Genomic DNA, 24,705 nt, shown 5'->3' on the forward strand with positions numbered 1-24,705 from the left:
GGTATATACCCGCGACTGGAGAATAACAATGACATCGATGTGGCGTACGTGCGGTTGGGTGTTGCTGGGGAGTGCGCTGATCCTGGCATTGTCATTGGGCGTGCGCCACGGGTTCGGCCTGTTCCTGTCGCCAATGAGCGCGCAGTTCGGCTGGGGTCGCGAAGTGTTTGCCTTCGCCATCGCCCTGCAAAACCTGATCTGGGGCCTGGCGCAGCCATTCACCGGCGCCCTGGCCGACCGCTTCGGTGCGGCGAAAGTGGTGTTGGTCGGTGGGATCCTCTACGCGGCGGGCCTGGTGTGCATGGGCCTGTCTGATTCGGCAGTGACTCTGTCACTGAGTGCCGGCCTGCTGATCGGTATCGGTCTTTCGGGCACTTCGTTTTCGGTCATTCTTGGTGTTGTGGGTCGCGCTGTGCCGCCAGAGAAACGCAGCATGGGCATGGGTATCGCCAGCGCCGCCGGTTCGTTCGGCCAGTTTGCGATGTTACCGGGCACGCTGGGCCTGATCGGCTGGCTCGGCTGGTCGGCCGCGCTGTTGGTGCTGGGCCTGTTGGTGGCGATGATTGTGCCGCTGGTGAGCATGCTCAAGGACAAGCCGCTGCCGGTGCTTGGCCATGAACAGACTCTTTCCGAAGCGCTGCGTGAGGCCTGCTCGCACTCCGGTTTCTGGCTGCTGGCGTTCGGCTTTTTCGTCTGCGGGTTTCAGGTGGTGTTCATTGGCGTGCACTTGCCAGCGTATCTGGTCGATCAGCATCTGCCCGCCAGTGTCGGCACTACGGTGCTGGCGTTGATCGGACTGTTCAATATCTTCGGCACTTACACGGCCGGCTGGCTTGGTGGCCGCATGTCCAAACCGCGTCTGTTGACTGCGCTGTATCTGTTGCGCGCAGTGGTGATCGTGCTGTTCCTGTGGTTGCCGGTGACCACCACCACGGCTTATCTGTTCGGCATGGCCATGGGTTTCCTGTGGCTGTCGACGGTGCCGTTGACCAACGGTACGGTGGCGACCTTGTTCGGCGTGCGCAATTTGTCCATGCTCGGTGGCATTGTCTTTCTGTTCCATCAGCTCGGCTCGTTCCTTGGTGGCTGGCTGGGCGGGGTGGTGTACGACCGTACCGGGAGTTATGACTTGATCTGGCAAGTGGCGGTTCTCTTGAGCCTGCTCGCGGCGGCGCTGAACTGGCCGGTGCGCGAGCGTCCGGTGGCGCGCCTGCAAGCTGCGGCGAGTGCAGCATGAGCCGGATCTGCGCGCGATTCGCCGTGACCGCACTGGCTGCTGCGCTGTTGGCGCTGGTGTGGTGGGGCTGGCAACGCGGCGGTCTGGCGCTGATGCAGTTGGGCATGAGTATTTGCTAGATGGCAGCGTGGCGAGTAACGTCGAAGCCTGATGACTGCCCAAGGAAATTCGACATGTTGATGCGCTGGTGTGCTGTTCCCGCGTTGCTGATGGCGTTGACTGGCCTGGCCCAGGCCGCCGATTGTCCTGAGCTGCTGCAAGGCTCGCTGCCCAAGCTGCGCGCCAAGGAATCCATCGATCTGTGCAAGCAGTACGCCGACAAGCCGCTGGTGGTAGTCAATACCGCCAGCTTCTGCGGTTTCGCCCCGCAGTTCGAAGGCCTCGAGGCGCTGAACAAGCGCTACAAGGCGCAAGGGCTGGAGATGCTCGGCGTGCCGTCCAATGACTTCAAGCAGGAGTCCAAGGACAGCGCCGAAACCGCCAAGGTCTGCTACGCCAACTATGGCGTGACCTTCAACATGACCGAGCCGCAGAAGGTTCGCGGCGACGACGCCACGCATCTGTTCCAGGTGCTGGCCGCGCAGAGCAATGCGCCGAAGTGGAATTTCTACAAGTATGTGGTCGACCGGCAGGGCAAGGTGGTGGCGAGTTTTTCCAGTTTGACCAAACCGGATGATCCGGAATTTATTGCGGCGATCGAAAAGGCCATTGCCTCCAAACCGCTGAAGCCCTGATTAATGCTGTTCTCTGTGGGAGCGGGCCTGCTCGCGAAGCGATGTGTCAGTTAGCACATCAACATCTAACATACCGCCTTCGCGAGCAGGCTCGCTCCCACAAGGGTGATTTTGTCGTTCCAGTGAAAAGTTGCAGGCAAGAAAAAGCCCCGCCTCTGTAAAGAGAGCGGGGCTTTTTGGTGGGCGAGGGGTTAGCCTCGCCACGGTGCATCAGAAGCGGTAAGTCGCGCCGACACCGAAGCCGTTTGCCGAGTTTTCATACTTGGCATCGTAAGTCTGGCCACGCGCGTTTTCGTTGCGGATGTTGACCGACTCTTCTTTGAGGTACGAGTACGCGACGTCGATGGTCAGGTCGTCGGTCGGGCTCCAGCCGGCACCGATACTGAAGATGGTGCGGTCGCCAGTCGGGATACGTGGCGAGCGGTCTTCGTTATTGGTTGGCGACTGGTCGAAGGTCAGACCGGTACGCAGTACCCATTCCTTGTTCAACTGGTACGAGGTACCCACGGCGTACGCCCAGGAGTCATGCCAGTTCTGGTCTTCGTTGATCGAACCGAACTGACCGGCCAGCAGAGGCTGCACGCCGGAGTTCTTCACGGTGATCTTTTCCAGTTGGCTCCAGCGGGTCCAGGTGGTACCGGCGTAGACGTTCCAGCGATCGTTGATCGCCTGGGTGACCGACAGGTCCACGGATTCCGGCGTGGTGATCTTCAACGAAGCGTCGTACTTCTGGTTGGCGCCAACGCCCACCAGCGCCAGAGCGTTGTAGTTGACCTTGGTGTCGCCTTCGAGCTTGTAGTCGACCTTGGAGTGGTAGGTCAGGCCGACACGGGTGGTGTCGGTGGCCTGGACCAGCAAGCCGACGTTGTAGCCCAGCGCGGTGTCGTCACCCTTGATCTTGACCTTGCCGTCCGGCAGTGCCTGGGTGATCGACAGGTTGGATTCCAGCGAGCCGTCGATGCGGTTGATGGTCGGGCCGAAACCGATCGACACCTTATCGTTGAAGGCGTAGCTGACGGTTGGCTGGAAAGTGATGACTTGCACTTCGGACTTGCTGCCGAAGTAACGACCGGCGAAGCCGTTTTCGTAATCCGTGATCAGACCGAACGGTACGTACACACCGAGACCGAATGCCCAGTGGTCATCGATCGGTTTTACATAGAAGCCCATAGGTACAGCGGTGAAGGGCACCATGTCGCCTTTGTTGCTGCCGCCGTTAGGGCTGGAGCTGGCGTTGCTGATATCGGTGTGTGCATCGACAACGGCGACACCACCGGTGACTTGTTCGCGCTTGATGCGCGCCATGCCGGCCGGGTTGCCATAAACAGTGCTTGCGTCGTCGGCAGAAGAAGATCGCCCGGCAAAACCAGTCCCCATCCCACTGATGCTTTGTTCGTTGAGGGCAAAACCTGCCGCGAAGATTTGTGTGGAGGCAAGGGTAACGGCGAGGCTAAGGGTGGTTTTGAGCATGACTTTTTTCATTATTAGAACTCCTGGTGATCACCGGGGCGAAAATTACCAACATTTTCGTCCCAGCGCTATAGCCTGTATGCCTTGAGTTAGAGCGGTTTTGTAGGACAATCCGACCAAAATGGCGACCTGATGGTAGAACTTGTGAAACCGCCCGGTCAGCAAGCGACCTGATTCAGCGGTGAAACACAGGTTTGCCAGGCATAGGTGAAGTCGCGCAAACGGCCTTGCGGTTGAAAGGTCTGGCGCCAGATACGCGCCATGCCGAGCAGGTCGGTCGGAGCGGGGAGGGTGGGGTTTTGTTCTTCTACCAGCAGCCAGGCGATGGCCGTGGCGTAACGCAGGTTGACGGTCAGTTCCAGATGCGGGCCGCTGAGGAACGCATGCTGACTGGCCAGGCCGCGCACCAGGCTGGCGCGCTCCGGATCGAGCGCCAGATAATCATCCCAGAGCGCCTGATGGCGATGCTCGGCAATCCGGTATAGGCCGTGGCCACGGCGGTCATGCAGGGCAGACCCGAGGGCGGACTGGCTGGCGGCGATACCCAGCAGCAGGGATTCGGCAGTTGCGCAGTGGCGTCCCAGATAAATCAGTGTGGGACGGATCACATAGCGGCACAGTTCGCTGGCAGCGATACCCATAACACCCTCGGTTCTTGTTGTTGAGGGCGAGTCCTGAAGGGGCTTTGGCAGCAGTGGATCGACTCAGGCTCGCCGCAAGCGGGTCAAGCCGCTTGAGTTGAAGTGTAGTGTCATATTCAGCGTGTAAAGGTCTGTTTTTAAAATATTTCCGCCATCGCATCCCGGGCGTTAGATCGGAACATGCTTAGAAGCGCAGCGCTAAAAGTGAAATATCAGGCAATAAAAAGCCCCGCTTTTCAGCAGGGCTTTGCTTTTGCAGCCTGTCCGGCTTTCAGGCAACCAGTGCCTGACGGGTACGCTCGATCACGGCCTGCAGCGGTTCGGCGCTGGAGTATTGATCGGGGTACAAACGCTCGCTGTGACGAGCGATGCCGTGTTCATTGACCACAGTGAAGCTGAAGCAGCCTTTGCGGGCGGCCATGATCAGGCAGTTCATTGGAGCAAAAGCGTTGGTTAGGGTGCGAATGGCATCCTGAGTCTGGATTTGAGTAGACATAGTTATTAGGTGTTCCTACAAATGACACGGATAAGAACCGTGCAACGTTAAAACGTTCCAGTAACGTTGATCACCATTGATCGAACGAAGAACCCGACTGGAACAAAGCAGCCAGTTTGAAGCGCTGATAAATGTGCGCGCTTGGGCTGGCAGGTAGGTACTTAGGAGGACAGGCATCACAGCGAGGGCAAAGGTTCTGGGCCCGGGGTGAAGATCCTGATCAATTTGCAGGTTGGTTCGGTCAGAGTAAGTGTTCTTCGCAACGCCCTTTGTTTTCGTTCAAAGGCAGCGTCGTCGCAAGATTTACCTGGAAACCATCGAGGGGTCGTTCCCGCTTTTTTCGGCAGTGTCTTCCTGTTGGAAGTTGACCGTGGGGAGATGTTCGACCGGAATTGACTTTCAGCTTGGTACTAACGCCGCGGATAGTAACGGATCCGTTCGGGCGAAGCAAACCCCATGACCAAAAAAAGGATCACAGGGAGAGGTCGTGTCGCACCGTCCGTCGGCGTGCATGCTTTTCGCAGAGCCTCTCGGTCGCTCGCAGCTGCGCAAAATGACCCGAAAAAGCGCACGCATATAACCGGCTCACAGGTACTTGTGCACATTAGTTGCGCAGAGCGTAACGCAACTGTCACATCGATCCTGACTCCAGTCGCTGCCTGTATCAAAAGTTTAAGTCAATGAAAAATATCGTCTTTTTTTGTTGGTGAAAAAATCGTCAGTTTGACTGCGAGCCCCATTCCATAAGGCTTTGCGGGGATCGTAGAGCGGTTGTCCACTGACTTATCCACAGCTTCTGTGGATTGTCCCTAGCGCTTGCTCTAGCACGGGCGTGCCGGGTTTTTTTCGACTTTACCTGTAAGAAAAAGAGAGTAAAGTGGCGCGCCTTCCGATCTGTCCCGCAGTGCTTTATGAAGTTTCGCTCAGTATCAGACTCTGTTACCTCCAATCCGACCTCTGTTACCGCTCCCAAGCGTTTTTCCGTGCGTGTTGCCGAATGGCTGCTCGATGCGCCGCGCCTGAGCGACAGTCCCAGCGCCAAACACCTCGCCGGCCGTCTGCTCAAGCAACCGGCCCGTGAAGGTGTGGTCGCTGCACAGAGCCGCCTCGGCCAATTGATTTGCCGGGAGTGCGGCAATGCCCGTGACCGGCGTATCGGCCAGGAGCTGCTGCGTCAGGCCGCCCGTGCCGGTGACCGTCGCGCGCAGCAGGAACTCGGTCTGATCGAAGACTGAGCTGTCCAAGCCCAGACACCTTGGTTAACCTTCAGGCTTTATCCGATTGGCAGGAGTCGCTATGGCTATGGACTTGACCAGCATATTGCTTGGTCTTGCGGCAGCAGGGGTGCCGCTGCTGGCGCTGGCCTGGCAACTGCAACGCCGGGCCAGCAACGCCCAGGCCGATCTGGCCTTGCTCGAAGAGCGCCTGGCCATGGCGCAACTGGCCCAGGACGGCCTCACCGCGCAGCTTGAAGCGAGTCGCGATGAGATCGCCGACCTCGGTCAGGCTAACGCCGCCAAACAGGCAGACCTCGCCGCCCTGCGCCGCGAAGTCGAATTGCTGCAGATCGAGCGCGACGACGCCCGCGATGCCTCCCACGCCTGGAACCTCGAACGCGCCAACAAGGATGCTGAGTTACGCCGCCTGGACGCCCACGCTGCCTCGCTGAGCGCCGAACTGCGAGAGCAACAGGAAAGCCATCAACAACGTCTCAACGACCTGCAAGGCTCACGCGATGAACTGCGCGCGCAATTCGCCGAGCTGGCCGGCAAGATCTTCGATGAGCGTGAGCAGCGCTTTGCCGAAACCAGCCAGCAGCGGCTTGGGCAGTTGCTTGATCCGTTGAAAGAGCGCATCCAGTCCTTTGAAAAACGCGTTGAAGAAAGCTATCAGGCCGAAGCCCGCGAGCGCTTCTCGCTGGCCAAGGAGCTGGAGCGTTTGCAGGCGTTGAACCTGCGTCTGAGCGACGAAGCGACCAATCTGACTCGCGCGCTCAAGGGCCAGAAAACCCAGGGCAATTGGGGCGAACTGATCCTCGAGCGGGTTCTTGAGCACGCGGGTCTGGAGAAGGGCCGCGAGTATCAGACTCAGGTCAATCTCAAAGGCCCGGACGGTGAGCGCTTCCAGCCCGATGTGATCATTTATCTGCCCGGCGACAAGCAGGTGGTGGTCGACTCGAAAGTCAGTCTCACGGCCTATCAACAATATGTTGCGGCTGATGACGACACATTGGGGCAGATCGCGATCAAGCAGCACGTATTGTCGCTGCGCAATCATGTGAAAGGTCTGGCCGGCAAGGATTACAAGCGTCTGGAAGGCTTGCACAGCCTCGATTTCGTTTTGCTGTTCGTACCGATTGAAGCGGCATTTTCTGCGGCATTGCAGGCTGAGCCGTCGCTGTTTCAGGACGCTTTCGACCGCAATATCGTGATCGTCAGCCCGACTACGCTGCTGGCCACGTTGCGGGTGATCGACAGTTTGTGGAAGCAGGAACGGCAGAGCCAGAATGCCCGGGAAATCGCCGAGCGCGCGGGCTGGCTGTACGACAAGTTCGTGTTGTTTATTCAGGATCTGGACGAAGTGGGCAATCGTCTGCAGCAGCTGGACAAGGCTTACAGCTCGGCGCGTAACAAGCTCACAGAAGGGCGCGGTAATCTGGTCAGCCGCAGTGAACAGTTGAAGTTGCTCGGTGCGCGGGCGAGCAAGAGCTTGCCGGCGGATTTGCTGGAGCGGGCGATGACGGATGTTGATGGGTTGGTTGAGTTGCCTGAGTAAATTCAAAGGCTCGTTTTTTTCTGGCTGATTGGGGGCATATCCGTTGCTGCGGTCGTGGCGGCTGGCGGTTTCGCCTGACGGCGACTTACTTTTTTACAAGCGCCAAAAAAAGTAAGCAAAAAACGCTAGCTCCTGCGTTCGGCCCTCGCAGGCTCGGGTCCCTTCGCTGCGGGACTGATCCGGGCGCAGCGGCTCCGGTTTGCTTCGCTGCACCTCCTTCCGCTGTGTCTGGCTGCGCCAGACGGTCGCTGCGCTCCCACGCCCGGATCAATCCCTCCGCTCAGCCTTCCGACGTCGCCGGTGAATCAAGATCAAAAGCACTCGAGCTTGCGCTCATTGTTGAGTGGGGCGGCTGCGCCGCAGGCAGCTTCGCTGCTTTGCTTTTCTGTGGGAGCGAGCCTGCTCGCGAAGGCGTCTGCAAGATCACTCTCTACAACGGCAAATACCGACTCAGCAGTGCCCGCAACGCTGCCGGCTTCACCGGTTTGGCCAGATAATCCAGGCCCGCCGCATGCACTTGCGCTACGGTCTCCGGGCGTCCATCCGCGCTGATGACCACGCCGGGCACGGGCTCGCCCAGGCGCGTGCGCAACCACGCCATCAGCTCTGTGCCGGTATCGCCGTGGTCGAGGTGATAGTCGACCAGCGCCAGTTGTGGCCGCACACCTTCATTCAATATCGCTGCGCATTCTTCGCGATTGCGCGCCGTCCACACTTGGCAGCCCCAGCGGCTCAGCAGGCTGTTCATGCCGATCAGGATGCTGTCTTCGTTATCGATGCACAGTACCTGCGCGCCGCTGAGCAGTTTTCCGTTCAGTTCCACCGTCGCGCTAACTGGTGGCGTTTGCGTGCGGGCGATCGGCACTGTCACGCTGAACACACTGCCGCGCCCCGGCCAGGAGCGAACGCGCAGGGTATGCCCGAGCACGCGGCACAAGCCATCGGCGATCGCCAGTCCCAGGCCCAGGCCTTTTTCGGCGCGGGTCTGGTGGCTGTCGAGGCGTTTGAATTCTTCAAAAATCACCTGCTGCTTGTCTTCCGGAATGCCCGGGCCGCGATCCCAGACTTCCAGGCACAGCTCGCCACCGCGCCGACGCACGCCCAGCAGCACCGGACCCTTGGCGTAGCGGAACGCGTTGGTGAGGAAATTCTGCAGAATCCGCCGCAGCAGTTTGATGTCGCTGTCGATGCGCAATTGACTGCCACGCACCCGGAACGTGAGTTTTTGCTCTTGGGCGAGCGCCTTGAATTCCGCGCCGAGGGTGTCGAACAGTTCATTGACGACGAACGCTTTGCGATCCGGGTTGATCTTGCCGTTTTCCAGGCGCGAGATGTCCAGCAGATCGCTGATCAGGTCTTCCGCCGAACGCAGCGAGCTGTCGAGGTGTTGCACCAGCTGCTGCGCCTCTGCGCTCAAGCCTTCGTTCTGGTGAGAGAGGGCGGCGGAGAACAGCCGTGCGGCGTTCAGCGGTTGCATCAAGTCATGGCTGACGGCGGCGAGGAAACGGGTTTTCGACTGGTTGGCCGCCTCAGCATTGCCCTTGGCTTCGGTGAGCGCGACATTGAGTTGCGACAGTTCCTGGGTGCGTTCGCTGACCCGTTGCTCGAGTCCTTCGTTCGCCTCGGTCAGCGCCTGTTCGGCTTCGCGGAACGCGGTAATGTCGGTGAAACTCATGACAAATCCGCCGCCGGGCATCGGGTTGCCGATCAGCTCGATCACCCGGCCATTGGGGAACAGTCGTTCGGAAGTGTGCGCGCGACCCTGACGCATCCAGTGCAAGCGTCGCGCGACGTGCACTTCCGCTTCGCCGGGGCCGCACAAGCCGCGTTCGGCGTTGTAGCGAATGATGTCGGCAATCGGCCGGCCGACGCTGATCAGGCCGTCGGGGTAGTTGAACAGCTCCAGATAACGCCGGTTCCACGCCACCAGTTTCAGCGACTGGTCGACCACGCTGATGCCCTGGGTGATGTTCTCGATCGCGCCTTGCAGCAGCGCGCGGTTGAATTGCAGCACTTCCGAGGCTTCGTCAGCGATTCGGACTACGTCCTCCAACTGCATTTCCCGACCTTCGATGGCGGCCTTTACTACGGCGCGCGTCGAAGAAGCGCCGAGGACACCAGCCAGCAAGCGTTCGGTGTGGGCAATCCATTCGCTGTCGGCGTTCTGGTTGGGGTTGAAGCCCTTGCCCTGGCGGTAGGCGAAGCGAATGAAGCTCTGTCGCGCGCGTTCTTCGCCGACAAAACGCGCCGCCAGTTGCAGCAGATCGTCGATCTGTACCGCCAGCATCGAACGGGCATTAGGTCGCGCGCTGATTTCCTGGCCGATGAAACGCCCGGCCTGCCAGTGCTCGGAAACCCGCGTGCGCGAGAGCACCGAGACCCAAGCGAACAGGGTGAAATTACCCGCCAGCGACAGCACTACGCCTTGAGTCAGCGGGGTGATCGGCAGGTTCAGTGGATTGCTGTGCAGCCACGCCAACCCGGGGAAACTCGCCAGCGACCAGCCGAGACTGTGCGCGGCAATCGGCAGCACCAGCGTGTAAAACCACAGAAACGTCCCGGTGGCGAGGCCGGCGAACACGCCCCGGCGGTTGGCCTGTTTCCAGTACAGCGCGCCAAGCATGGCCGGCGCCAGTTGCGTCACCGCAGCGAAGGCGATCTGGCCGATGGTCGCCAGGCTCGCGGTCGAGCCAAGCAAGCGATAACTGACATAGGCCAGCAGCAGAATCACCACAATACTCACGCGGCGCACCGAGAGCATCCACTGGCGGAACACCTCGAACGGGCGCTCGGCGTTGTTGCGGCGCAACAGCCACGGCAACAGCATGTCGTTGGAAACCATGGTCGACAGCGCAACGCTGGCGACAATCACCATGCCGGTCGCTGCCGATGCGCCACCAATAAACGCCAGCATCGCCAGCGCCGGATGGGCCTGGGCCAGCGGCAGGCTGATCACGAACGAGTCGGGCAGCACATCGCTGGGCAGCATCATCTGACCGGCAAGGGCGATAGGGACTACAAACAGTGCGGCCAATGCCAGATAGGCGGGGAACACCCATTTCGCCAGACGTAGATCCTGCGGGTCGATGTTCTCCACCACGGTCACGTGAAATTGTCGCGGCAGGCAAATGATCGCCATCATCGCCACGCCTGTCTGCACCACCATCGATGGCCAGTTGATGGTTTCCTTCCAATACGCCTCAAGGCGCGGGGCGAGCATTGCCTGATTGAACAGGTCGTCGAAACCGTCATACAGACCGTACGTGACGAAGGCGCCGACGGCGAGAAAGGCGAACAGCTTGACCAGCGACTCGAACGCGATCGCCAGCACCATGCCACGGTGGTGTTCGGTGGCGTCGAGGTTGCGCGTACCGAAAACGATGGTGAACAACGCCAGCACCAGCGACACGATCAGCGCGGTGTCCTGAGCGCGGGTGCCCATGGCGTCGGCGCCGGCGCCGATCAACAGGTTCACGCCGAGGACGATGCCTTTGAGTTGCAGGGCAATATAGGGCAACACGCCGACCAGGCAGATCAGCGCCACCACCACCGCCAGCGATTGTGACTTGCCGTAGCGCGCGGCGATGAAGTCGGCGATGGAGGTGATGTTCTCCTGTTTGCTGATCATCACCATTTTCTGCAGGACCCACGGCGCGCCGACCAGCAGCAGGATCGGCCCGAGGTAGATCGGCAGGAATGACCACAGTTGTTCCGCCGCCTGACCGACCGCGCCGAAGAACGTCCAGCTGGTGCAGTAAACCGCCAGCGACAGGCTGTACACCCAGGCGCGCACCCGCGGCGGCAACGGTGTGCTGCGACGGTCGCCGTAGAAGGCGATAGCGAACATGATGGCCATGTAGGCCAGGGCAACGACGGCGATCAGCCCGGTGGACAACGACATGCAGCACTCCCGACAAAAGACTCCCCGGCACTCCTGCCCGGGGCGGACAGTCTCGCACGCGCGCGGCGGTTAGTCAGTGTCGACCAAGGTCGTGGCGTGGCGGGGTGTCGCAGGCGGGGTACCGGGTGGTTCTTGTGGTGACCGGGCGGGCCTCTTCGCGAGCAGGCTCGCTCCCACGTTCTGGAATGCATTCCGTTGTGGGAGCGAGCCTGCTCGCGAAGGCGTCAGTCCTGCCGCAATGCAATATCGACCAACCGATGCAACTCATCCACCTCCAGCGCCGCCGCCGAAAACAGGATCCGGAACACCACCGGCGCCACCACCAGATTGATCAAGCGATCGACACTCGGCGCCTTCTCATGCCGATAGCGATCGACAATGGTCTGCAACTGCGCACCAATGATCGCCACGCAATAGCCCGGCGTAGCGCTGGCCTGCACGTCGCGCATCATGTTGCGCCCGACCTCTGAACTCATCTCGTCAAGATACTGCTCGGCCCACGCACGGATATCGCCGCGCAGGCTGCCAGTGTTCGCCGGCTCGCTGTCCGGGCGCATGCGGGCGAGGGCGACGTCCGCCAGCAACGCCGCCAGATCACCCCAGCGTCGATAAATCGTCGACGGCGTAACCCCAGCGCGGGCGGCGATTTGCGGAACGGTCACGGTGGAACGCTCCTGTTCTTGCAGCAGCGCATTGACCGCCGAATGAATCGACTCCTGCACCCGGGCGCTGCGGCCACCGGGGCGTAAACCTTCTTTAATAGCCATGCGGCAGACCTTAACACAAAGAATTTGCTTTAAGCGCTGGGCGGTAGCACACTGCGCAAAAGCAAAAAATTAGCTTTTGCGGAGTATGCCCATGACCAGCCCCTTGAATAGTGTCGCTTCCCACCGGTCGAGCTTGTGGTTTCTGGCGATCACCTTACTCAGTTTTCTCGCCGCTTCCACCGCTCCGACGCCGTTGTATCACTTGTATCAGGATCAGCTGCATTTCTCGGCAGCGATGTTGACGCTGATCTTCGCCGTTTACGCTTTCAGTCTGTTGGCGGCGTTGCTGACGGTTGGTTCGCTTTCCGACCATCTCGGACGCAAACCGGTGATCTTCAGTGCCGTGCTGCTCAATGCGCTGGCGATGCTGCTGTTCATTTATGCCGACAGCGTGTCGTGGTTGATCAGCGCACGGGTGCTGCAAGGTTTCGCCACCGGCATGGCCACTGCCGTATTGAGTGCAACGCTGCTCGACACCGACCGTCAGCAGGGGCCGCTGGTCAACAGTGTCGCGCCGTTACTCGGGATGGCTTTGGGCGGTTTGGGTTGTGGCTTGCTGGCAGAATTCGCACCGGCGCCGTTGCAGCTGACCTATTGGTTGCTGTTGGCGTTGTTCGTGTTGCAGGGCGTTTATGTCTGGCGCCTGCCGGAAAGTGTCTCGCGGCAAGGTGGGGCGCTGGCGTCGTTGCGACCGACCCTGCACGTGCCGGTGCAAGCGCGTTCAACGTTGTGGCGGGTGCTGCCACTGAACACCGCAACCTGGGCGCTCGGTGGTTTTTATGCCTCGCTGGCACCGTCGTTGGTGCGCACGGCCACTGGCTCTACCTCCAATCTGATCGGTGGCGCTACGGTCGCGGCGCTCACCGTGACCGGTGCGTTGATGATTTTCATGATGCGCAATCGTCCGGCCGCTCAGGCGTTGCGGCTGGGTGCGAGCTTGCTGCCGGTCGGGCTGGTCCTGATCCTGCTCGGCGTGCATGTTGCCAGTCTGTCGTTGTTTTTCTTCGGCACACTGGTCGCTGGTTGCGGCTTTGGTTCCGGTTTCCTCGGTACGGTGCGCAGCCTGGTGCCGCTGGCCTTGCCGCATGAAAGAGCCGGGTTGATGTCGGCGTATTACGTGCTCAGTTATCTGGCGTTCTGTTTGCCGGCGTTGCTTGCCGGGCACTTGGCGCGCAGTTTCGGGTTGCTGGCGACCACTGATGGTTACGGCGTTGTGTTGATCGTGCTGGCCTTGGCTGCGCTGCTGCTCAGTCTGCGTCCGCAGACAGGCAGAGTTTGCAGCGCTCCTTGAGCGCATGTAGAGACTTATCTGCAAAACAGATAACAGTTAGAGATATTACCCGTTATATCGATATTCGATTCGGATCTACCATGGACTCAACCTCACCAGAGGACAGGAGTTCATGATGATTTGCCCTAACAGTGTCACCCCCGGCTACAAACCTTTCAGCCAGCTGCAGCATCCGCGTGAAGTGATCCGCCAGTTCACGCCGAACTGGTTCGCCGCGACCATGGGTACCGGTGTGCTGGCATTGGCGCTGGCTCAGTTACCGCTGGCCATTCCCGGATTACGCGTCGTGGCCGAGGGGCTGTGGCTGTTCAACATTCTGTTGTTCAGCTTGTTTACTGCTGCCTACGCCGCGCGCTGGATTTTGTTCTTTGACGAGGCGCGGCGGATTTTCGGTCATTCCACCGTGTCGATGTTCTTCGGCACCATTCCCATGGGCCTGGCGACGATCATTAACGGCTTTCTGTTGTTCGGCCTGCCGCGCTGGGGCGACGGTGTTATTCAACTTGTTGAAGTGTTGTGGTGGATCGATGTGGCGATGTCGCTGGCCTGCGGTGTGCTGATTCCGTACATGATGTTTACCCGCCAGGAACACAGCATCGATCAGATGACCGCGGTCTGGTTGCTGCCGGTAGTGGCGGCGGAAGTGGCAGCGGCCAGCGGCGGCTTGCTCGCCCCGCATCTGACCGACGCCCATGGGCAACTGATCGTACTGACTACCAGCTATGTGCTTTGGGCATTCTCCCTGCCGGTGGCGTTCAGCATTCTCACCATTCTGTTGCTGCGCATGGCCTTGCACAAACTGCCCCACGAAAACATGGCCGCGTCGAGCTGGCTGGCGCTGGGGCCGATCGGCACCGGTGCGCTGGGCATGTTGCTGTTGGGCGGTGAGGCACCAGCGATTTTTGCCGCGAATGGTCTGCCCGGCGTCGGTGAAATTGCTTCAGGCCTGGGTCTGGTCGCTGGGATCACGCTGTGGGGTTTTGGTCTGTGGTGGATGTTGATGGCGCTGCTGATCACCGTGCGTTATCTGCGTGACGGCATTCCGTTCAACCTCGGCTGGTGGGGCTTCACCTTCCCATTGGGCGTGTATTCGCTGGCGACGCTGAAACTGGCAAGTATCCTCAACCTGACATTTTTCAGTGTGTTCGGTACGGCGCTGGTGATTTTGTTGGCGGCAATGTGGCTGATCGTCGGCAAGCGCACCGTGCAGGGCGCGTGGCGTGGCGAGCTGTTTGTCTCGCCGTGTATTGCAGGTTTGAAGAAATAATCCGAAAAGTTTAGGTAAGGTGTGGCCTGGATCGTGGTGCGGGATTCCAATAACAAGCACCCAGGCCTCACTACCTAACATCAGGAAACACGGAAGATGAGTCACCCCTCACAGTTCAACCTGTTGCGCACCCGGCGCTTTTTGCCCTTCTTTATTACCCAGTCGCTCGGCGCGTTCAACGACAACGTGTTCAAGCAGTCGTTGATCCTCGCCATCCTCTATCGGTTGACCATCGAGGGCGATCGCTCGATCTGGGTCAACCTCTGCGCGCTGCTGTTTATCCTGCCGTTTTTCCTGTTCTCGGCGCTGGCCGGGCAGTTCGGGGAAAAATTCGCCAAGGACGCGCTGATCCGTCTGATCAAGCTCGCGGAAATCGCCATCATGGCCGTAGGATCAATCGGCTTCCTCTTCGATCATCTGTCGCTGATGCTGGTGGCACTGTTCGCCATGGGCACTCACTCGGCGTTGTTCGGCCCGGTGAAGTATTCGATCCTGCCACAGGCCTTGCGCGACGATGAACTGGTCGGCGGCAATGGTCTGGTGGAAATGGGCACGTTTCTGGCAATTCTCGCCGGCACCATCGGCGCCGGGATCATGATGTCGACCGAGCACTACGCGCCGGTAGTCTCCGCAGCGATCGTCGGCATTGCCGTGCTGGGTTATCTGGCCAGCCGCAGCATTCCGCGCGCGGCGGCCTCGTCGCCGGAAATGCGCCTGAACTGGAATATCTTCAGCCAGTCCTGGGCGACGCTGAAACTCGGTCTGGGCCAGACGCCTGCGGTGTCGCGCTCGATTGTCGGTAACTCGTGGTTCTGGTTTGTCGGGGCGATTTACCTGACGCAGATCCCGGCCTACGCCAAGGAATGGATGCACGGTGACGAAACCGTGGTCACGTTGATTTTGACGGTGTTCTCGGTAGGGATCGCGCTGGGTTCGATGCTCTGCGAGAAGCTCTCGGGGCGCAAAGTCGAGATCGGACTGGTGCCCTTTGGCTCGTTTGGCCTGACCGTGTTCGGCCTGTTGCTGTGGTGGCATTCCGGTGGGATCCCGGACAGCGTCACCGGCCATAGCTGGATTGCCGTGCTGGGCTTCGTGCACACCTGGGCGGTGTTGATCGACATCGTTGGCCTGGGCATTTTCGGCGGCTTCTATATTGTGCCGCTGTACGCGCTGATCCAGTCGCGCACGGCTGAAAACGAGCGGGCGCGGGTGATTGCCGCCAACAACATTCTCAACGCGTTGTTCATGGTGGTGTCGGCGATTGTTTCGATCATTTTGCTGAGCATCGCCAAGCTGTCGATCCCGCAACTGTTCCTGGTGGTGTCGCTGCTGAACATCGGCGTCAATGCCTACATCTTCAAGATCGTTCCGGAATTCAGCATGCGCTTCATGATCTGGCTGCTCAGCCATTCCATGTACCGCGTCGAGCACCGCAACCTTGAAGCGATCCCGGACGAGGGCGCGGCGCTGTTGGTGTGCAACCACGTGTCGTTCGTTGACGCCTTGCTCATCGGCGGTGCCGTGCGTAGGCCGATTCGCTTTGTCATGTACTACAAGATCTACAACCTGCCGGTGCTGAACTTCATCTTTCGCACGGCGGGCGCGATTCCTATCGCCGGACGCCAGGAAGACATCCAGATCTACGAAAAAGCCTTCACGCGCATTGCCCAATATCTGAAGGACGGTGAGCTGGTGTGCATTTTCCCGGAAGGCAAATTGACCGCCGATGGCGAGATCAACGAGTTTCGTGGCGGCGTGACGCGGATTCTGGAGGAGACGCCGGTGCCGGTGATTCCGCTGGCGTTGCAAGGATTGTGGGGGAGTTTCTTCAGTCGCGATCCGAACAAGGGTTTGTTCCATCGCTTGTGGTCGCGGGTGACGCTGGTGGCGGGGCCGGCGATTACCGAAGGGACGGAGCCGGCGAAGTTGCAGGTGTTGGTGGGGGAGTTGCGCGGATCTGTTAGATAGTCGGTGTATCAAAAGGCCCCTTCGCGAGCAGGCTCGCTCCCACAGTTGACCCTGTTCCAATGACGGAACGCGGTTGAACGTGGGAGCGAGCCTGCTCGCGAAGACGGTATCGGCTTAAGCGCTGACTTTAAGGCCAATCAAACCCGTGACGATCAACGCCACACTGACCAGCCGAATCAACGCCATCGATTCACCAAACAGAATGATCCCGGCGATCACCGTACCCACGGCACCGACACCGGTCCAGATCGCATACGCCGTACCCAGCGGCAATTCCTTCATCGCCAGACCGAGCAAACCAAGGCTGATGGCCATGGCGGCAACGGTCAGGGCGGTGGGGAGCGGGCGGGTGAAGCCGTCGGTGTATTTCAGGCCGACGGCCCAGCCGACTTCGAACAGGCCGGCGCAAAACAGAATGATCCAGGACATGCAGGACCTCCATCGATTGACGGGGTCGTCCCCAGATTAATGACTCGATCGAGCCGCAGGGTCGTCCCCGCGTTGCGCAATATACTGACGAGCATTAACCCGGGGATCAAGTTTTCAGCCTCAATCGGCAGCCCGCTGTGCGAGGTTGTCGCGATCTTCTTTTTCGCTCATGCGCCGGAAGTACGTCGACAGCAGTGCTCCGGAAATATTGTGCCAAACGCTGAACAGCGCGCTCGGCACCGCCGCCAGTGGCGAGAAGTGCGCACTGGCCAATGCCGCGCCCAGTCCCGAATTCTGCATGCCGACTTCCAGTGCCAGCGACTTGCGCTGAGCCAGCGGCAGGCCGAACAGGCGCCCGGTGAAGTAGCCGAGCAGATAACCGAAGCTGTTGTGCAGCATGACCACGGCCATGATCAGCAGGCCGGACTCGGCGATTTTCGCCTGACTCGCCGCGACCACGGCGGTGACAATAATCACGATGCTGACCACCGACACCAGCGGCAACACATCCACCGCATGCCGCACCTTGTCGCCGAGCAGCCGCTGCGCGACCACGCCGAGAACGATCGGCAACAGCACCACTTGCAGGATCGACCAGAACAGCTCCATGAACGATACCGGCAACCACGCCGAGGCCAGCAGCCAGATCAGTGCCGGGGTCAACAGTGGGGCGAGCAGGGTCGTGACCGCGGCAATCGCCACTGAAAGCGCCAGATCACCGCGTGCCAGCCAGGTCATCACGTTCGAAGAGGTGCCGCTCGGGCAGCAACCGACCAGAATCACCCCGACGGCGATTTCTGGCGGCAGGTGAAACACCTGGCAGAGCAACCACGCCACACCGGGCATGATCACGAAATGCGCAACCACGCCCAGCGCCACCCGCCACGGATGGCGAGCGACGGCAGCGAAGTCGTCGAGTTTGAGGGTCAGGCCCATGCCGAACATCACCAGACCCAGCAGCGGTACGATCGCGCTTTTCAGGCCGATGAACCACGCCGGTTGCAGGAAGGCCACGACGGCGAATATCAGAACCCAGTAAGCGAAGGTATTGCCGACAAAGCGGCTGAGTGCAGCCAGTGCGCGCATGGCTTGATCCTTATTTTTGGTTACACCACAAAACATTGTGGGAGCGAGCCTGCTCGCGAATGCGGTGAGCCAGACACATTAATGTTGACTGGCACACCGCATTCGCGAGCAGGCTCGCTCCCACAGGTTAGATACTCGTCAGAGTCAGATCCCCTGCGGCATCTCTTCCCCACCCAACGCTTCAACCAGTGCCGGCAGGAAGTCGCCGAAGGTCAGCATCATCAGAGTGAAGCTGGCATCCAGTTGGCCCAGGGCTTCGTCGCCACCGTCCTGTTCCGCCTGATCCTGCAACAGATCCTCGAATTTCAGGCGTTTGACGGTCATCTTGTCGTCGAGCATGAACGACAGTTTGTCCTGCCAGGCCAGCGACAGCTGAGTGACGACTTTGCCGGTGCTCAGATGCAGCTGGATTTCTTCACTGGTCAGGTCCTGACGCTTGCAACGGACGATGCCGCCGTCTTCGTGGGTGTCGCGCAGTTCGCACTCGTCCAGCACATAGAAATCGTCGGCGGCTTTCTGCGTGGTGACCCACTCGGTCATCACCGCAGTCGGTGCCATTTTCACGGTGAGCGGACGCACGGGCAGGGTGCCGATCACTTCGCGCAGGGTCGAAAGCAGGTCTTCGGCGCGTTTCGGGCTGGCCGAGTTGACCAGGATCAGGCCCTGTTTCGGCGCGATCGCGGCAAAGGTCGACGAACGACGAATGAACGCGCGCGGCAGAAACGCCTGGATGATTTCATCCTTGATCTGATCGCGTTCCTTCTTATAGACCTTGCGCATCTGCTCGGCCTCGATCTCTTCGACCTTTTCCTTGACCGCGTCACGCACGACGCTGCCCGGCAGAATGCGTTCTTCCTTGCGCGCAGAGATCAGCAGGAAATCGCCGCTGACATGCACCAGCGGCGCATCTTCGCCCTTGCCGAATGGTGCGACGAAACCGTAAGTGGTCAGCTCCTGGCTTGCACACGGCCGCGCCAGTTTGGTCGCCAGTGCAGTTTCCAGCGCCTCGGCGTCGACAGGCAGGTCTTGGGTCAGGCGATAGATCAGCAGGTTCTTGAACCACATGGGGCGAGTCACTCCTTTATACAAAGGGGGGCATTATTGTCTTCGCCGGGGCATAGGCCAACCCTTCTCTAAGCCTTTGGAAGGCCTCGGAAAATTATTTAAAAAAGTGCTTGCCAGAGGTTGGGGTGCTCCGTAGAATGCGCGCCACACCGAAGCGAAGGGTGATTAGCTCAGCTGGGAGAGCGTCTGCCTTACAAGCAGAATGTCGGCGGTTCGATCCCGTCATCACCCACCATTCGTTTCATGTGTTTAGCGCAGCGGTAGTTCAGTCGGTTAGAATACCGGCCTGTCACGCCGGGGGTCGCGGGTTCGAGTCCCGTCCGCTGCGCCATATTCGGTAACCTGGACCACTGAACGCCAGGTCGCCACGGAAAAACCCGCTGAAGCGGGTTTTTTTCTGTCTCAAGGTTGTACCCGCGGGATGTATCGTTTCACCGGTTTTCAGATTTTTTTGAAAAATATTCAATTAAATCAACACTTTACGAAAACCTGTGGCATAATGCGCCCCGTAACGAAGCGAAGGGTGATTAGCTCAGCTGGGAGAGCGTCTGCCTTACAAGCAGAATGTCGGCGGTTCGATCCCGTCATCACCCACCATTCGTTTCAAGCGTTTCGCGCAGCGGTAGTTCAGTCGGTTAGAATACCGGCCTGTCACGCCGGGGGTCGCGGGTTCGAGTCCCGTCCGCTGCGCCATATTCGGTATCTGGAACTGAACGCCAGACACCACAAAAAGCCCGCCTTGTGCGGGCTTTTTGCTGTCTGCGATTTATAAAATCGCCGCGCTACTGCGCCGCATTGCGGGCATGCCGATAATCGCTCACCGCCTCGTACACTGCCTTGCGCAAGCGATTGATCCCGCCAATCGGCCGATGCGCCTCGATGCCGAACCACGGATTGAACGACAGGTTGTCGCATTGCAGATTCAGCGCCGGCGTGTCGAAGTCCTGCGCGGGCAGGGTGATCCGCGCCACCGTTGCAAACGGTGCATCCTGCTCACGCCACTCAATGCTGGTGTCCTCGATCGGCATGTATTTGTTCGCGTCCTGGCGCTGGATCTGCAGGGCAAAACACGCCGGCACCCGATCCGTCGACAACTGTTGATTCAATGCACTGCGCAGAAAATTCGGCAGGGCGTGATTCTGTTTGGGCAGCGTATACGCCGGGCAACGCTCGGGATCCGGCACGACGCGGAATTTCGCATTGGCCTCACCGAACTTGTAGGGCGATACCGAGAAATATGTGGTCTCGGTCGGACTGTCCGGCGGCGCTGACAGCGTAGCCAGCGCGATGAATAGATGACGGACCTGCCAGGTGCGCGGATCCCATGTCGGAAAAAACGCCATGACCTTCTTGCCGTCAGCCTGCGCCGCCACATTCTGACGATACTCTGCGACATTGCTGACAAAGAAATTCGGATGGCTGAACATCACGAAATCCTGTTCATGCTGGTCCTGGCGATTGCCGAACAGTTGCTTGCCAGGAACCTCGAACAGCTTGATTGCCATCCCGCGCGCGTCGCGAATGCTGTCGAATTGCGGATAGGCATTGCCGTTGGACAACCGGATCAGCGCCTGCCAGGTCTTGCCCGGCTCGCTGAACACACCCTGTCGCAGCGATTGCGCCAGTTCCGGTAACACCTGCACTTGCGCCTTCACGCAGCCATGCGCCTTGGCGTGAGCATCGCGCAGATAACGCGTGGGTTCGCGGTGCTGGTCGACGATGCGCACTGCGGTTTGAATGATGTCCTGGGTCATCGCCGCTTCGCCTGCTGGAATCTGTTCCTGCGCCGACACCGGCCCGCGATGCTGCCAGGCAAACCACGCGGTGGCGATGGCCCAGCCGAGCAGGGCGATGACCAGCAGGATCAGCAGCGTCTTGCCAAGCAAACGCCCCAACCACAGCCAGAAACGCGCGAGTGGCGGCAGTTCTTTTTTGAATGTCGGCATGATCATGGCAACTGCGCCTCCAGTGGACCGCCCAATACTTTCAGGTATTCGAGCAGCGCCCAGCGCTCCTCGGGTTGCAAGAGTCGGCCGATCACCCCGTTGCCGCGAGCGCCGGCGCGGAATTCGTGGCCGCTGTTGTGGTTGCCGCTGATGCGCGTGTCGAACAGAAAACCGTTGGTGAAAGGCTCGGTGCGATAGCCGAGGTGGCGCGGGTCGTATTCGACCGTGCCTTTATAGAAGGTGGCGGCGCGCTCATCCTGCGGTGACAGCAACTGATAGATGCTCGGCACCGAACCGTTGTGCAGAAACGGCGCAGTCGCCCACACGCCAGCCAGCGGTCGGGCCTTGTAAGCCACTTTCTCGCGCACGCCGATCGGCAGGCCGAAACCATCCATGCGCGGTTTTTCTTCCGGCGTGATCTGCGCGTCGCGATAGGCACGGTTTTCCACGAACGCGGTGACGTAAGCCAGGCCCTTGGCCACCGACAATTGGCTCAGATCAAGCGGCTCCTTGGGTTCGGGGTGCAGTTTGACGTCCATCTTTTTCAGCTCATTGACATCCCATTGCAGTGCGCTCAGGTCGAAACGGTGACTGGCAATGTTGTTGGCCGCATTCGGATCGGTGCCGATCACCTCCACGGGAATCATGTGCAAGTGCTGCACCCAGCGTTCGCCTTCCTGCGATTGGCGCGGGACATGGCAGCCCGCGCAGTTTTCCGCGAACAGCGCGCGGCCTCTGGCGGCCAGCGGCTTGTCGATCGCACCGAACAGATCTTCCGGCCAGGTCGGCGGCTTCAGCTGCTGCAAGGTTTCTTCGATGGCGTGCAGATCACGCACGCGCACGCTGGAGGGATAGCGCGCAGCGCCTTGCAGCGGCTGACCGTTGGCGTCGAAGAAATTCAGCGTGGCACCGACGCCGAGCGCCTCGCCGATATTGCGCGCCATTGGCTGCTGGGCCGAGCCGTTCCACTGCACCCAGTCGAACGTCCACATGTCCCACAGCTGCGGGTAATCCACCGGGGCATCGGCCACGCGGTAGTTGGCAGGGGAAATCGCATCGCCAAACGTAGCGTTGGCAATCCGGCCGAACGCATCGGTGCGCCCCGGGCCTTCCTCGGTCGGATAGAGGCCGCGATGAGTGTCGTTCCAGGCCACTTTGACGAAGGTGTTCAGCGATGTCTTGAACTCGCTGCGCAATTGTTCGCGGCGCGCTTCGTAATCATCTCCGAGCACCTGGCGGGCGAAGCGCTCAAACTTCCATGGGTTGTAGTAAGTCGAGGCTAGACTGGCGACCAGGGCCTGTCCGAAACTGCCACCGCGCAAAGTAGGAACGCTGGAAGGCAACACGTGCTGTGCGGTGCCACCATCGATGCGCACGGCCTGGTCTTTGAAGCGCAACTCGCCGGTGTGGCAAGCGGCGCAGGTGATGTCCAGATAATGCTCGGAGGCGTTGCCGGGATTCTGGTGCCGGGCAAAACCGACGGGGAGGTTGCCGGGGTTGTTCGCGCTCGCTTTCTGCTGCGGGTCGACCATGAAGCCGAAACGGGCGAGATATTCAGGGGAGGCGAAGCGCTGCTCGGAGAAGGGCAATTCCAATGCCTGGAACCACTCGTAACGCAGGCCTTTGACTTGCGTACCTTGGGGCGTGAAGTAGTAGGTCTGCCGTTGCTCTTCGCTCCATTGATCCAGGTAACGTACCTGTTGCGGCGGGGTGTAGAAGGGCAATTTCGGATTGGCTACGTAATAGACGATCACCGCGAGGGCGATTACCGCCAGCATGATCAGCAGAGCGAGAATGCGGGATAAGAGGCGCAAGTTGAACATCCTTGTCGAATTGTTGCGCTGTTATGCCTGAGCGCCGCTGGCTGGGCAAGTGGCCATTACGCCAGATACTGAGTCAGGAGCCGACGAGCCTTGTCGTCCGTGAATGACAGAAGCTTCATCCAGCCGTTGCCCAAATGCGTTTTAATCCCTGAACTTATCGGAAGATTCCTGCTCTCATGCCGGTAGCCATTGGTCGTGGCGGCCTGATAAGCTCGCGGCTTTACTCGATTGCCCATTCGGCGCATGAACAAGGAAATAGCATGAAACAGCATCGGTTGGCGGCGGCGGTAGCCCTGGTTAGCCTGGTACTCGCGGGTTGTGACTCGCAGACCAGCGTAGAGCTGAAAACCCCGGCGCAAAAAGCTTCCTACGGCATCGGCCTGAACATGGGCAAAAGCCTTGCCCAGGAAGGCATGGATGATCTGGACTCCAAAGCGGTAGCCCAGGGCATCGAAGATGCCGTTGGCAAGAAAGAACAGAAGCTGAAAGATGAAGAACTGGTCGAAGCCTTCGCCTCGCTGCAAAAGCGTGCTGAAGAGCGTATGGCCAAGATGAGCGAAGAGTCGGCAGCCGCCGGCAAGAAATTCCTCGAAGAAAACGGCAAGAAAGCCGGTGTCACCACCACCGCCTCCGGCCTGCAGTACGAAGTAGTGAAGAAAGCCGATGGCCCACAGCCTAAGCCGACCGACGTCGTCACTGTTCACTACACCGGCAAGCTGACCAACGGCACCGTGTTCGACAGCTCCGTCGAGCGCGGCAGCCCGATCGATCTGCCAGTCAGTGGCGTGATCCCGGGTTGGGTTGAAGGTCTGCAACTGATGCACGTTGGCGAGAAGTACAAACTGTACATCCCTAGCGATCTGGCTTACGGCGCTCAGTCGCCAAGCCCGGCAATCCCGGCCAACTCGGTTCTGGTTTTCGACCTGGAACTGTTGGCCATCAAGGATCCGGCCAAAGAAGACGCCGCTGCCAAGTAACACGCAACGGCTCGAAAACAACGCCTCGCTTATGCGGGGCGTTGTTGCATCTGCAGGTCAGGGAAGGTAAACAGAGCGAACTGACGGCGATCAGCACAGTCATAGCTTTGAGGCTGCCCGCGCTAGACGCCCTGAGCTGCCAAGTCAATGAAATATTGGGCTTTTTTATGTGAGTAAAAAACGCCCGATCTGAGCGCAGCCCTTATGAAACGGGGCTCTCAGCGCTGAAATGCAGCTCTGTTCACAAGGTTATCCACAATTTGTGTGGATAACATTTCAACGGGAAGAATAGATGAAAGCTCCGTGGAATTTCGCTCGATTCCTGCCGTTGGCCGGTCGCCTGCTGGCCCGTGGACGCCTGCCGACCCTATTGTTTGCCGTGGCCAGCAAAGGCGCCGCGCAAGGCAATCGCTTGGGCAAACTCAAGGATGATCTGCGCTTGCTGCAGTCGTTATGCCTGGCCTACTGGCGTGGCGAGTATCGCGCGATCAGTGCCAAGTCGCTGATTTCGGTAGTGGCGGGTCTGATGTATTTCCTCAGCCCGGTCGATGCCATTCCGGATTTCATTCCCATGTTCGGCATGCTCGATGACATCGCTGTCCTCGCCTGGTTGATGAAAACCCTCGATGACGAACTCAACGCCTTCCGCCTGTGGCGCAAACGCCAGCAGCCCGAAAAGCTGGCCGTGGTTGAACGCCTCCCTGATACCCCTGAACAATTGCAGTTGCAAGGCCCGAAAAAGCCCTGACTGACCAAGACTGCCTACAGATAGATACCACTCGCGACCTTAGCCGCTGTTAGGATTACACTTCTAGGGAAAAGTGCCGACTCG

Annotated in this window: 20 protein-coding genes and 4 tRNA genes; 14 read left to right on the forward strand and 10 right to left on the reverse strand. The window is 59.7% G+C overall.

Translation table 11 applies throughout. The annotated features are described in order from the left end of the window. Window positions 1–28 precede the first annotated feature (28 nt). Genes V8J63_RS05820 through V8J63_RS05830 form a run of 3 tightly spaced genes read left to right on the forward strand, consistent with a single transcriptional unit; the run spans window position 29 to window position 1,971 of the window. Window positions 29–1,237 (forward strand): MFS transporter, encoded by a 1,209-nt coding sequence (locus V8J63_RS05820; RefSeq protein WP_056783951.1) that lies wholly within the window; start codon window positions 29–31, stop codon window positions 1,235–1,237. Further along, complete coding sequence (locus tag V8J63_RS05825; protein WP_024012178.1) at window positions 1,234–1,356, forward strand: hypothetical protein; 123 nt, start codon at window positions 1,234–1,236, stop codon at window positions 1,354–1,356. The genes V8J63_RS05820 and V8J63_RS05825 overlap by 4 nt, the downstream gene beginning before the upstream one ends. A 54-nt stretch (window positions 1,357–1,410) precedes the next feature. Continuing rightward, a complete protein-coding gene (locus tag V8J63_RS05830; RefSeq protein ID WP_071171497.1) occupies window positions 1,411–1,971 on the forward strand; it encodes a glutathione peroxidase in 561 nt (186 codons plus the stop codon). Between the two features lie 210 nt (window positions 1,972–2,181). Here the strand turns inward: V8J63_RS05830 and V8J63_RS05835 are convergent, their stop codons facing one another. The 3 genes from V8J63_RS05835 to V8J63_RS05845 all read right to left on the reverse strand — a co-directional run bounded on the left by V8J63_RS05835 (window position 2,182) and on the right by V8J63_RS05845 (window position 4,578). Further along, window positions 2,182–3,453: an OmpP1/FadL family transporter gene (locus V8J63_RS05835; RefSeq protein WP_130902173.1), complete on the reverse strand. Its 1,272-nt coding sequence runs from the start codon at window positions 3,451–3,453 to the stop codon at window positions 2,182–2,184. 146 nt (window positions 3,454–3,599) lie between these two features. Further along, entirely contained in the window at window positions 3,600–4,082 is a 483-nt protein-coding gene (locus tag V8J63_RS05840) for a hypothetical protein (RefSeq protein WP_024012180.1), read from the reverse strand. Between the two features lie 271 nt (window positions 4,083–4,353). Further along, a complete protein-coding gene (locus V8J63_RS05845) occupies window positions 4,354–4,578 on the reverse strand; it encodes a hypothetical protein (protein WP_016773719.1) in 225 nt (74 codons plus the stop codon). Window positions 4,579–5,489: 911 nt separating this feature from the next. Between V8J63_RS05845 and V8J63_RS05850 the strand changes: the two genes are divergently transcribed. After that, on the forward strand, window positions 5,490–5,813 hold the full coding sequence (locus V8J63_RS05850) for a hypothetical protein (protein WP_024012181.1): 324 nt from the start codon (window positions 5,490–5,492) through the stop codon (window positions 5,811–5,813). A 175-nt stretch (window positions 5,814–5,988) separates the two neighbouring features. Continuing rightward, window positions 5,989–7,353 carry a DNA recombination protein RmuC gene (gene rmuC / locus V8J63_RS05855; protein ID WP_163012219.1) on the forward strand — a complete coding sequence of 455 codons (1,365 nt, stop codon included), beginning with the start codon at window positions 5,989–5,991 and terminating at the stop codon, window positions 7,351–7,353. A gap of 430 nt (window positions 7,354–7,783) precedes the next feature. Here the strand turns inward: rmuC and V8J63_RS05860 are convergent, their stop codons facing one another. Beyond that, the gene (locus tag V8J63_RS05860; protein WP_130927491.1) at window positions 7,784–11,254 is read right to left on the reverse strand and encodes a hybrid sensor histidine kinase/response regulator; all 3,471 of its coding nucleotides are present in this window, start codon (window positions 11,252–11,254) and stop codon (window positions 7,784–7,786) included. Window positions 11,255–11,478: 224 nt separating this feature from the next. Beyond that, on the reverse strand, window positions 11,479–12,021 hold the full coding sequence (locus tag V8J63_RS05865; RefSeq protein ID WP_336463741.1) for a TetR/AcrR family transcriptional regulator: 543 nt from the start codon (window positions 12,019–12,021) through the stop codon (window positions 11,479–11,481). 103 nt (window positions 12,022–12,124) lie between these two features. Here V8J63_RS05865 and V8J63_RS05870 point away from each other — a divergent pair, with 103 nt between their 5' ends. The 3 genes from V8J63_RS05870 (at window position 12,125) to V8J63_RS05880 (ending at window position 16,547) form a co-directional block, all read left to right on the forward strand. Beyond that, window positions 12,125–13,312, forward strand: coding sequence for an MFS transporter (locus tag V8J63_RS05870; RefSeq protein ID WP_125927024.1), 1,188 nt, complete (start codon window positions 12,125–12,127; stop codon window positions 13,310–13,312). 115 nt (window positions 13,313–13,427) lie between these two features. Then, a complete protein-coding gene (locus tag V8J63_RS05875; protein ID WP_122698966.1) occupies window positions 13,428–14,579 on the forward strand; it encodes a TDT family transporter in 1,152 nt (383 codons plus the stop codon). 96 nt (window positions 14,580–14,675) lie between these two features. Beyond that, window positions 14,676–16,547: an MFS transporter gene (locus V8J63_RS05880; RefSeq protein ID WP_336463742.1), complete on the forward strand. Its 1,872-nt coding sequence runs from the start codon at window positions 14,676–14,678 to the stop codon at window positions 16,545–16,547. Window positions 16,548–16,661: 114 nt separating this feature from the next. Here V8J63_RS05880 and sugE read toward each other — a convergent pair whose 3' ends face one another. The 3 genes from sugE to rdgC all read right to left on the reverse strand — a co-directional run bounded on the left by sugE (window position 16,662) and on the right by rdgC (window position 19,127). Further along, a complete protein-coding gene (gene sugE, locus V8J63_RS05885) occupies window positions 16,662–16,976 on the reverse strand; it encodes a quaternary ammonium compound efflux SMR transporter SugE (protein ID WP_024012188.1) in 315 nt (104 codons plus the stop codon). 120 nt (window positions 16,977–17,096) lie between these two features. Further along, window positions 17,097–18,062: a bile acid:sodium symporter family protein gene (locus tag V8J63_RS05890; RefSeq protein WP_041479525.1), complete on the reverse strand. Its 966-nt coding sequence runs from the start codon at window positions 18,060–18,062 to the stop codon at window positions 17,097–17,099. Between the two features lie 144 nt (window positions 18,063–18,206). Further along, entirely contained in the window at window positions 18,207–19,127 is a 921-nt protein-coding gene (rdgC, locus tag V8J63_RS05895) for a recombination-associated protein RdgC (RefSeq protein ID WP_024012190.1), read from the reverse strand. 159 nt (window positions 19,128–19,286) lie between these two features. On the opposite strand from rdgC, the gene V8J63_RS05900 reads away from it, so the two are divergent. The 4 genes from V8J63_RS05900 to V8J63_RS05915 all read left to right on the forward strand — a co-directional run bounded on the left by V8J63_RS05900 (window position 19,287) and on the right by V8J63_RS05915 (window position 19,820). Next, a tRNA-Val gene (locus tag V8J63_RS05900) sits at window positions 19,287–19,362 on the forward strand. Window positions 19,363–19,381: 19 nt separating this feature from the next. Beyond that, window positions 19,382–19,458, forward strand: a tRNA-Asp gene (locus V8J63_RS05905). A gap of 190 nt (window positions 19,459–19,648) precedes the next feature. After that, a tRNA-Val gene (locus V8J63_RS05910) sits at window positions 19,649–19,724 on the forward strand. Between the two features lie 19 nt (window positions 19,725–19,743). Continuing rightward, window positions 19,744–19,820 (forward strand) — tRNA-Asp (locus V8J63_RS05915). Between the two features lie 89 nt (window positions 19,821–19,909). Here V8J63_RS05915 and V8J63_RS05920 read toward each other — a convergent pair. Both V8J63_RS05920 and V8J63_RS05925 read right to left on the reverse strand, forming a co-directional pair. Further along, window positions 19,910–21,079, reverse strand: coding sequence for a catalase family protein (locus V8J63_RS05920; protein WP_336463743.1), 1,170 nt, complete (start codon window positions 21,077–21,079; stop codon window positions 19,910–19,912). After that, window positions 21,076–22,887 carry a di-heme-cytochrome C peroxidase gene (locus V8J63_RS05925; RefSeq protein ID WP_336463744.1) on the reverse strand — a complete coding sequence of 604 codons (1,812 nt, stop codon included), beginning with the start codon at window positions 22,885–22,887 and terminating at the stop codon, window positions 21,076–21,078. Before V8J63_RS05925 ends, V8J63_RS05920 begins: the two co-directional genes overlap by 4 nt. 269 nt (window positions 22,888–23,156) lie before the next feature. On the opposite strand from V8J63_RS05925, the gene V8J63_RS05930 reads away from it, so the two are divergent. Both V8J63_RS05930 and V8J63_RS05935 read left to right on the forward strand, forming a co-directional pair. Continuing rightward, window positions 23,157–23,873 carry an FKBP-type peptidyl-prolyl cis-trans isomerase gene (locus V8J63_RS05930; protein WP_016773732.1) on the forward strand — a complete coding sequence of 239 codons (717 nt, stop codon included), beginning with the start codon at window positions 23,157–23,159 and terminating at the stop codon, window positions 23,871–23,873. Window positions 23,874–24,165: 292 nt separating this feature from the next. After that, a complete protein-coding gene (locus V8J63_RS05935; RefSeq protein ID WP_016773733.1) occupies window positions 24,166–24,621 on the forward strand; it encodes a YkvA family protein in 456 nt (151 codons plus the stop codon). The last annotated feature ends 84 nt before the right edge of the window (window positions 24,622–24,705 follow it).

It is taken from the genome of Pseudomonas sp. CCNWLW23 (assembly GCF_037095675.1).
GTDB lineage: Bacteria > Pseudomonadota > Gammaproteobacteria > Pseudomonadales > Pseudomonadaceae > Aquipseudomonas > Aquipseudomonas atacamensis.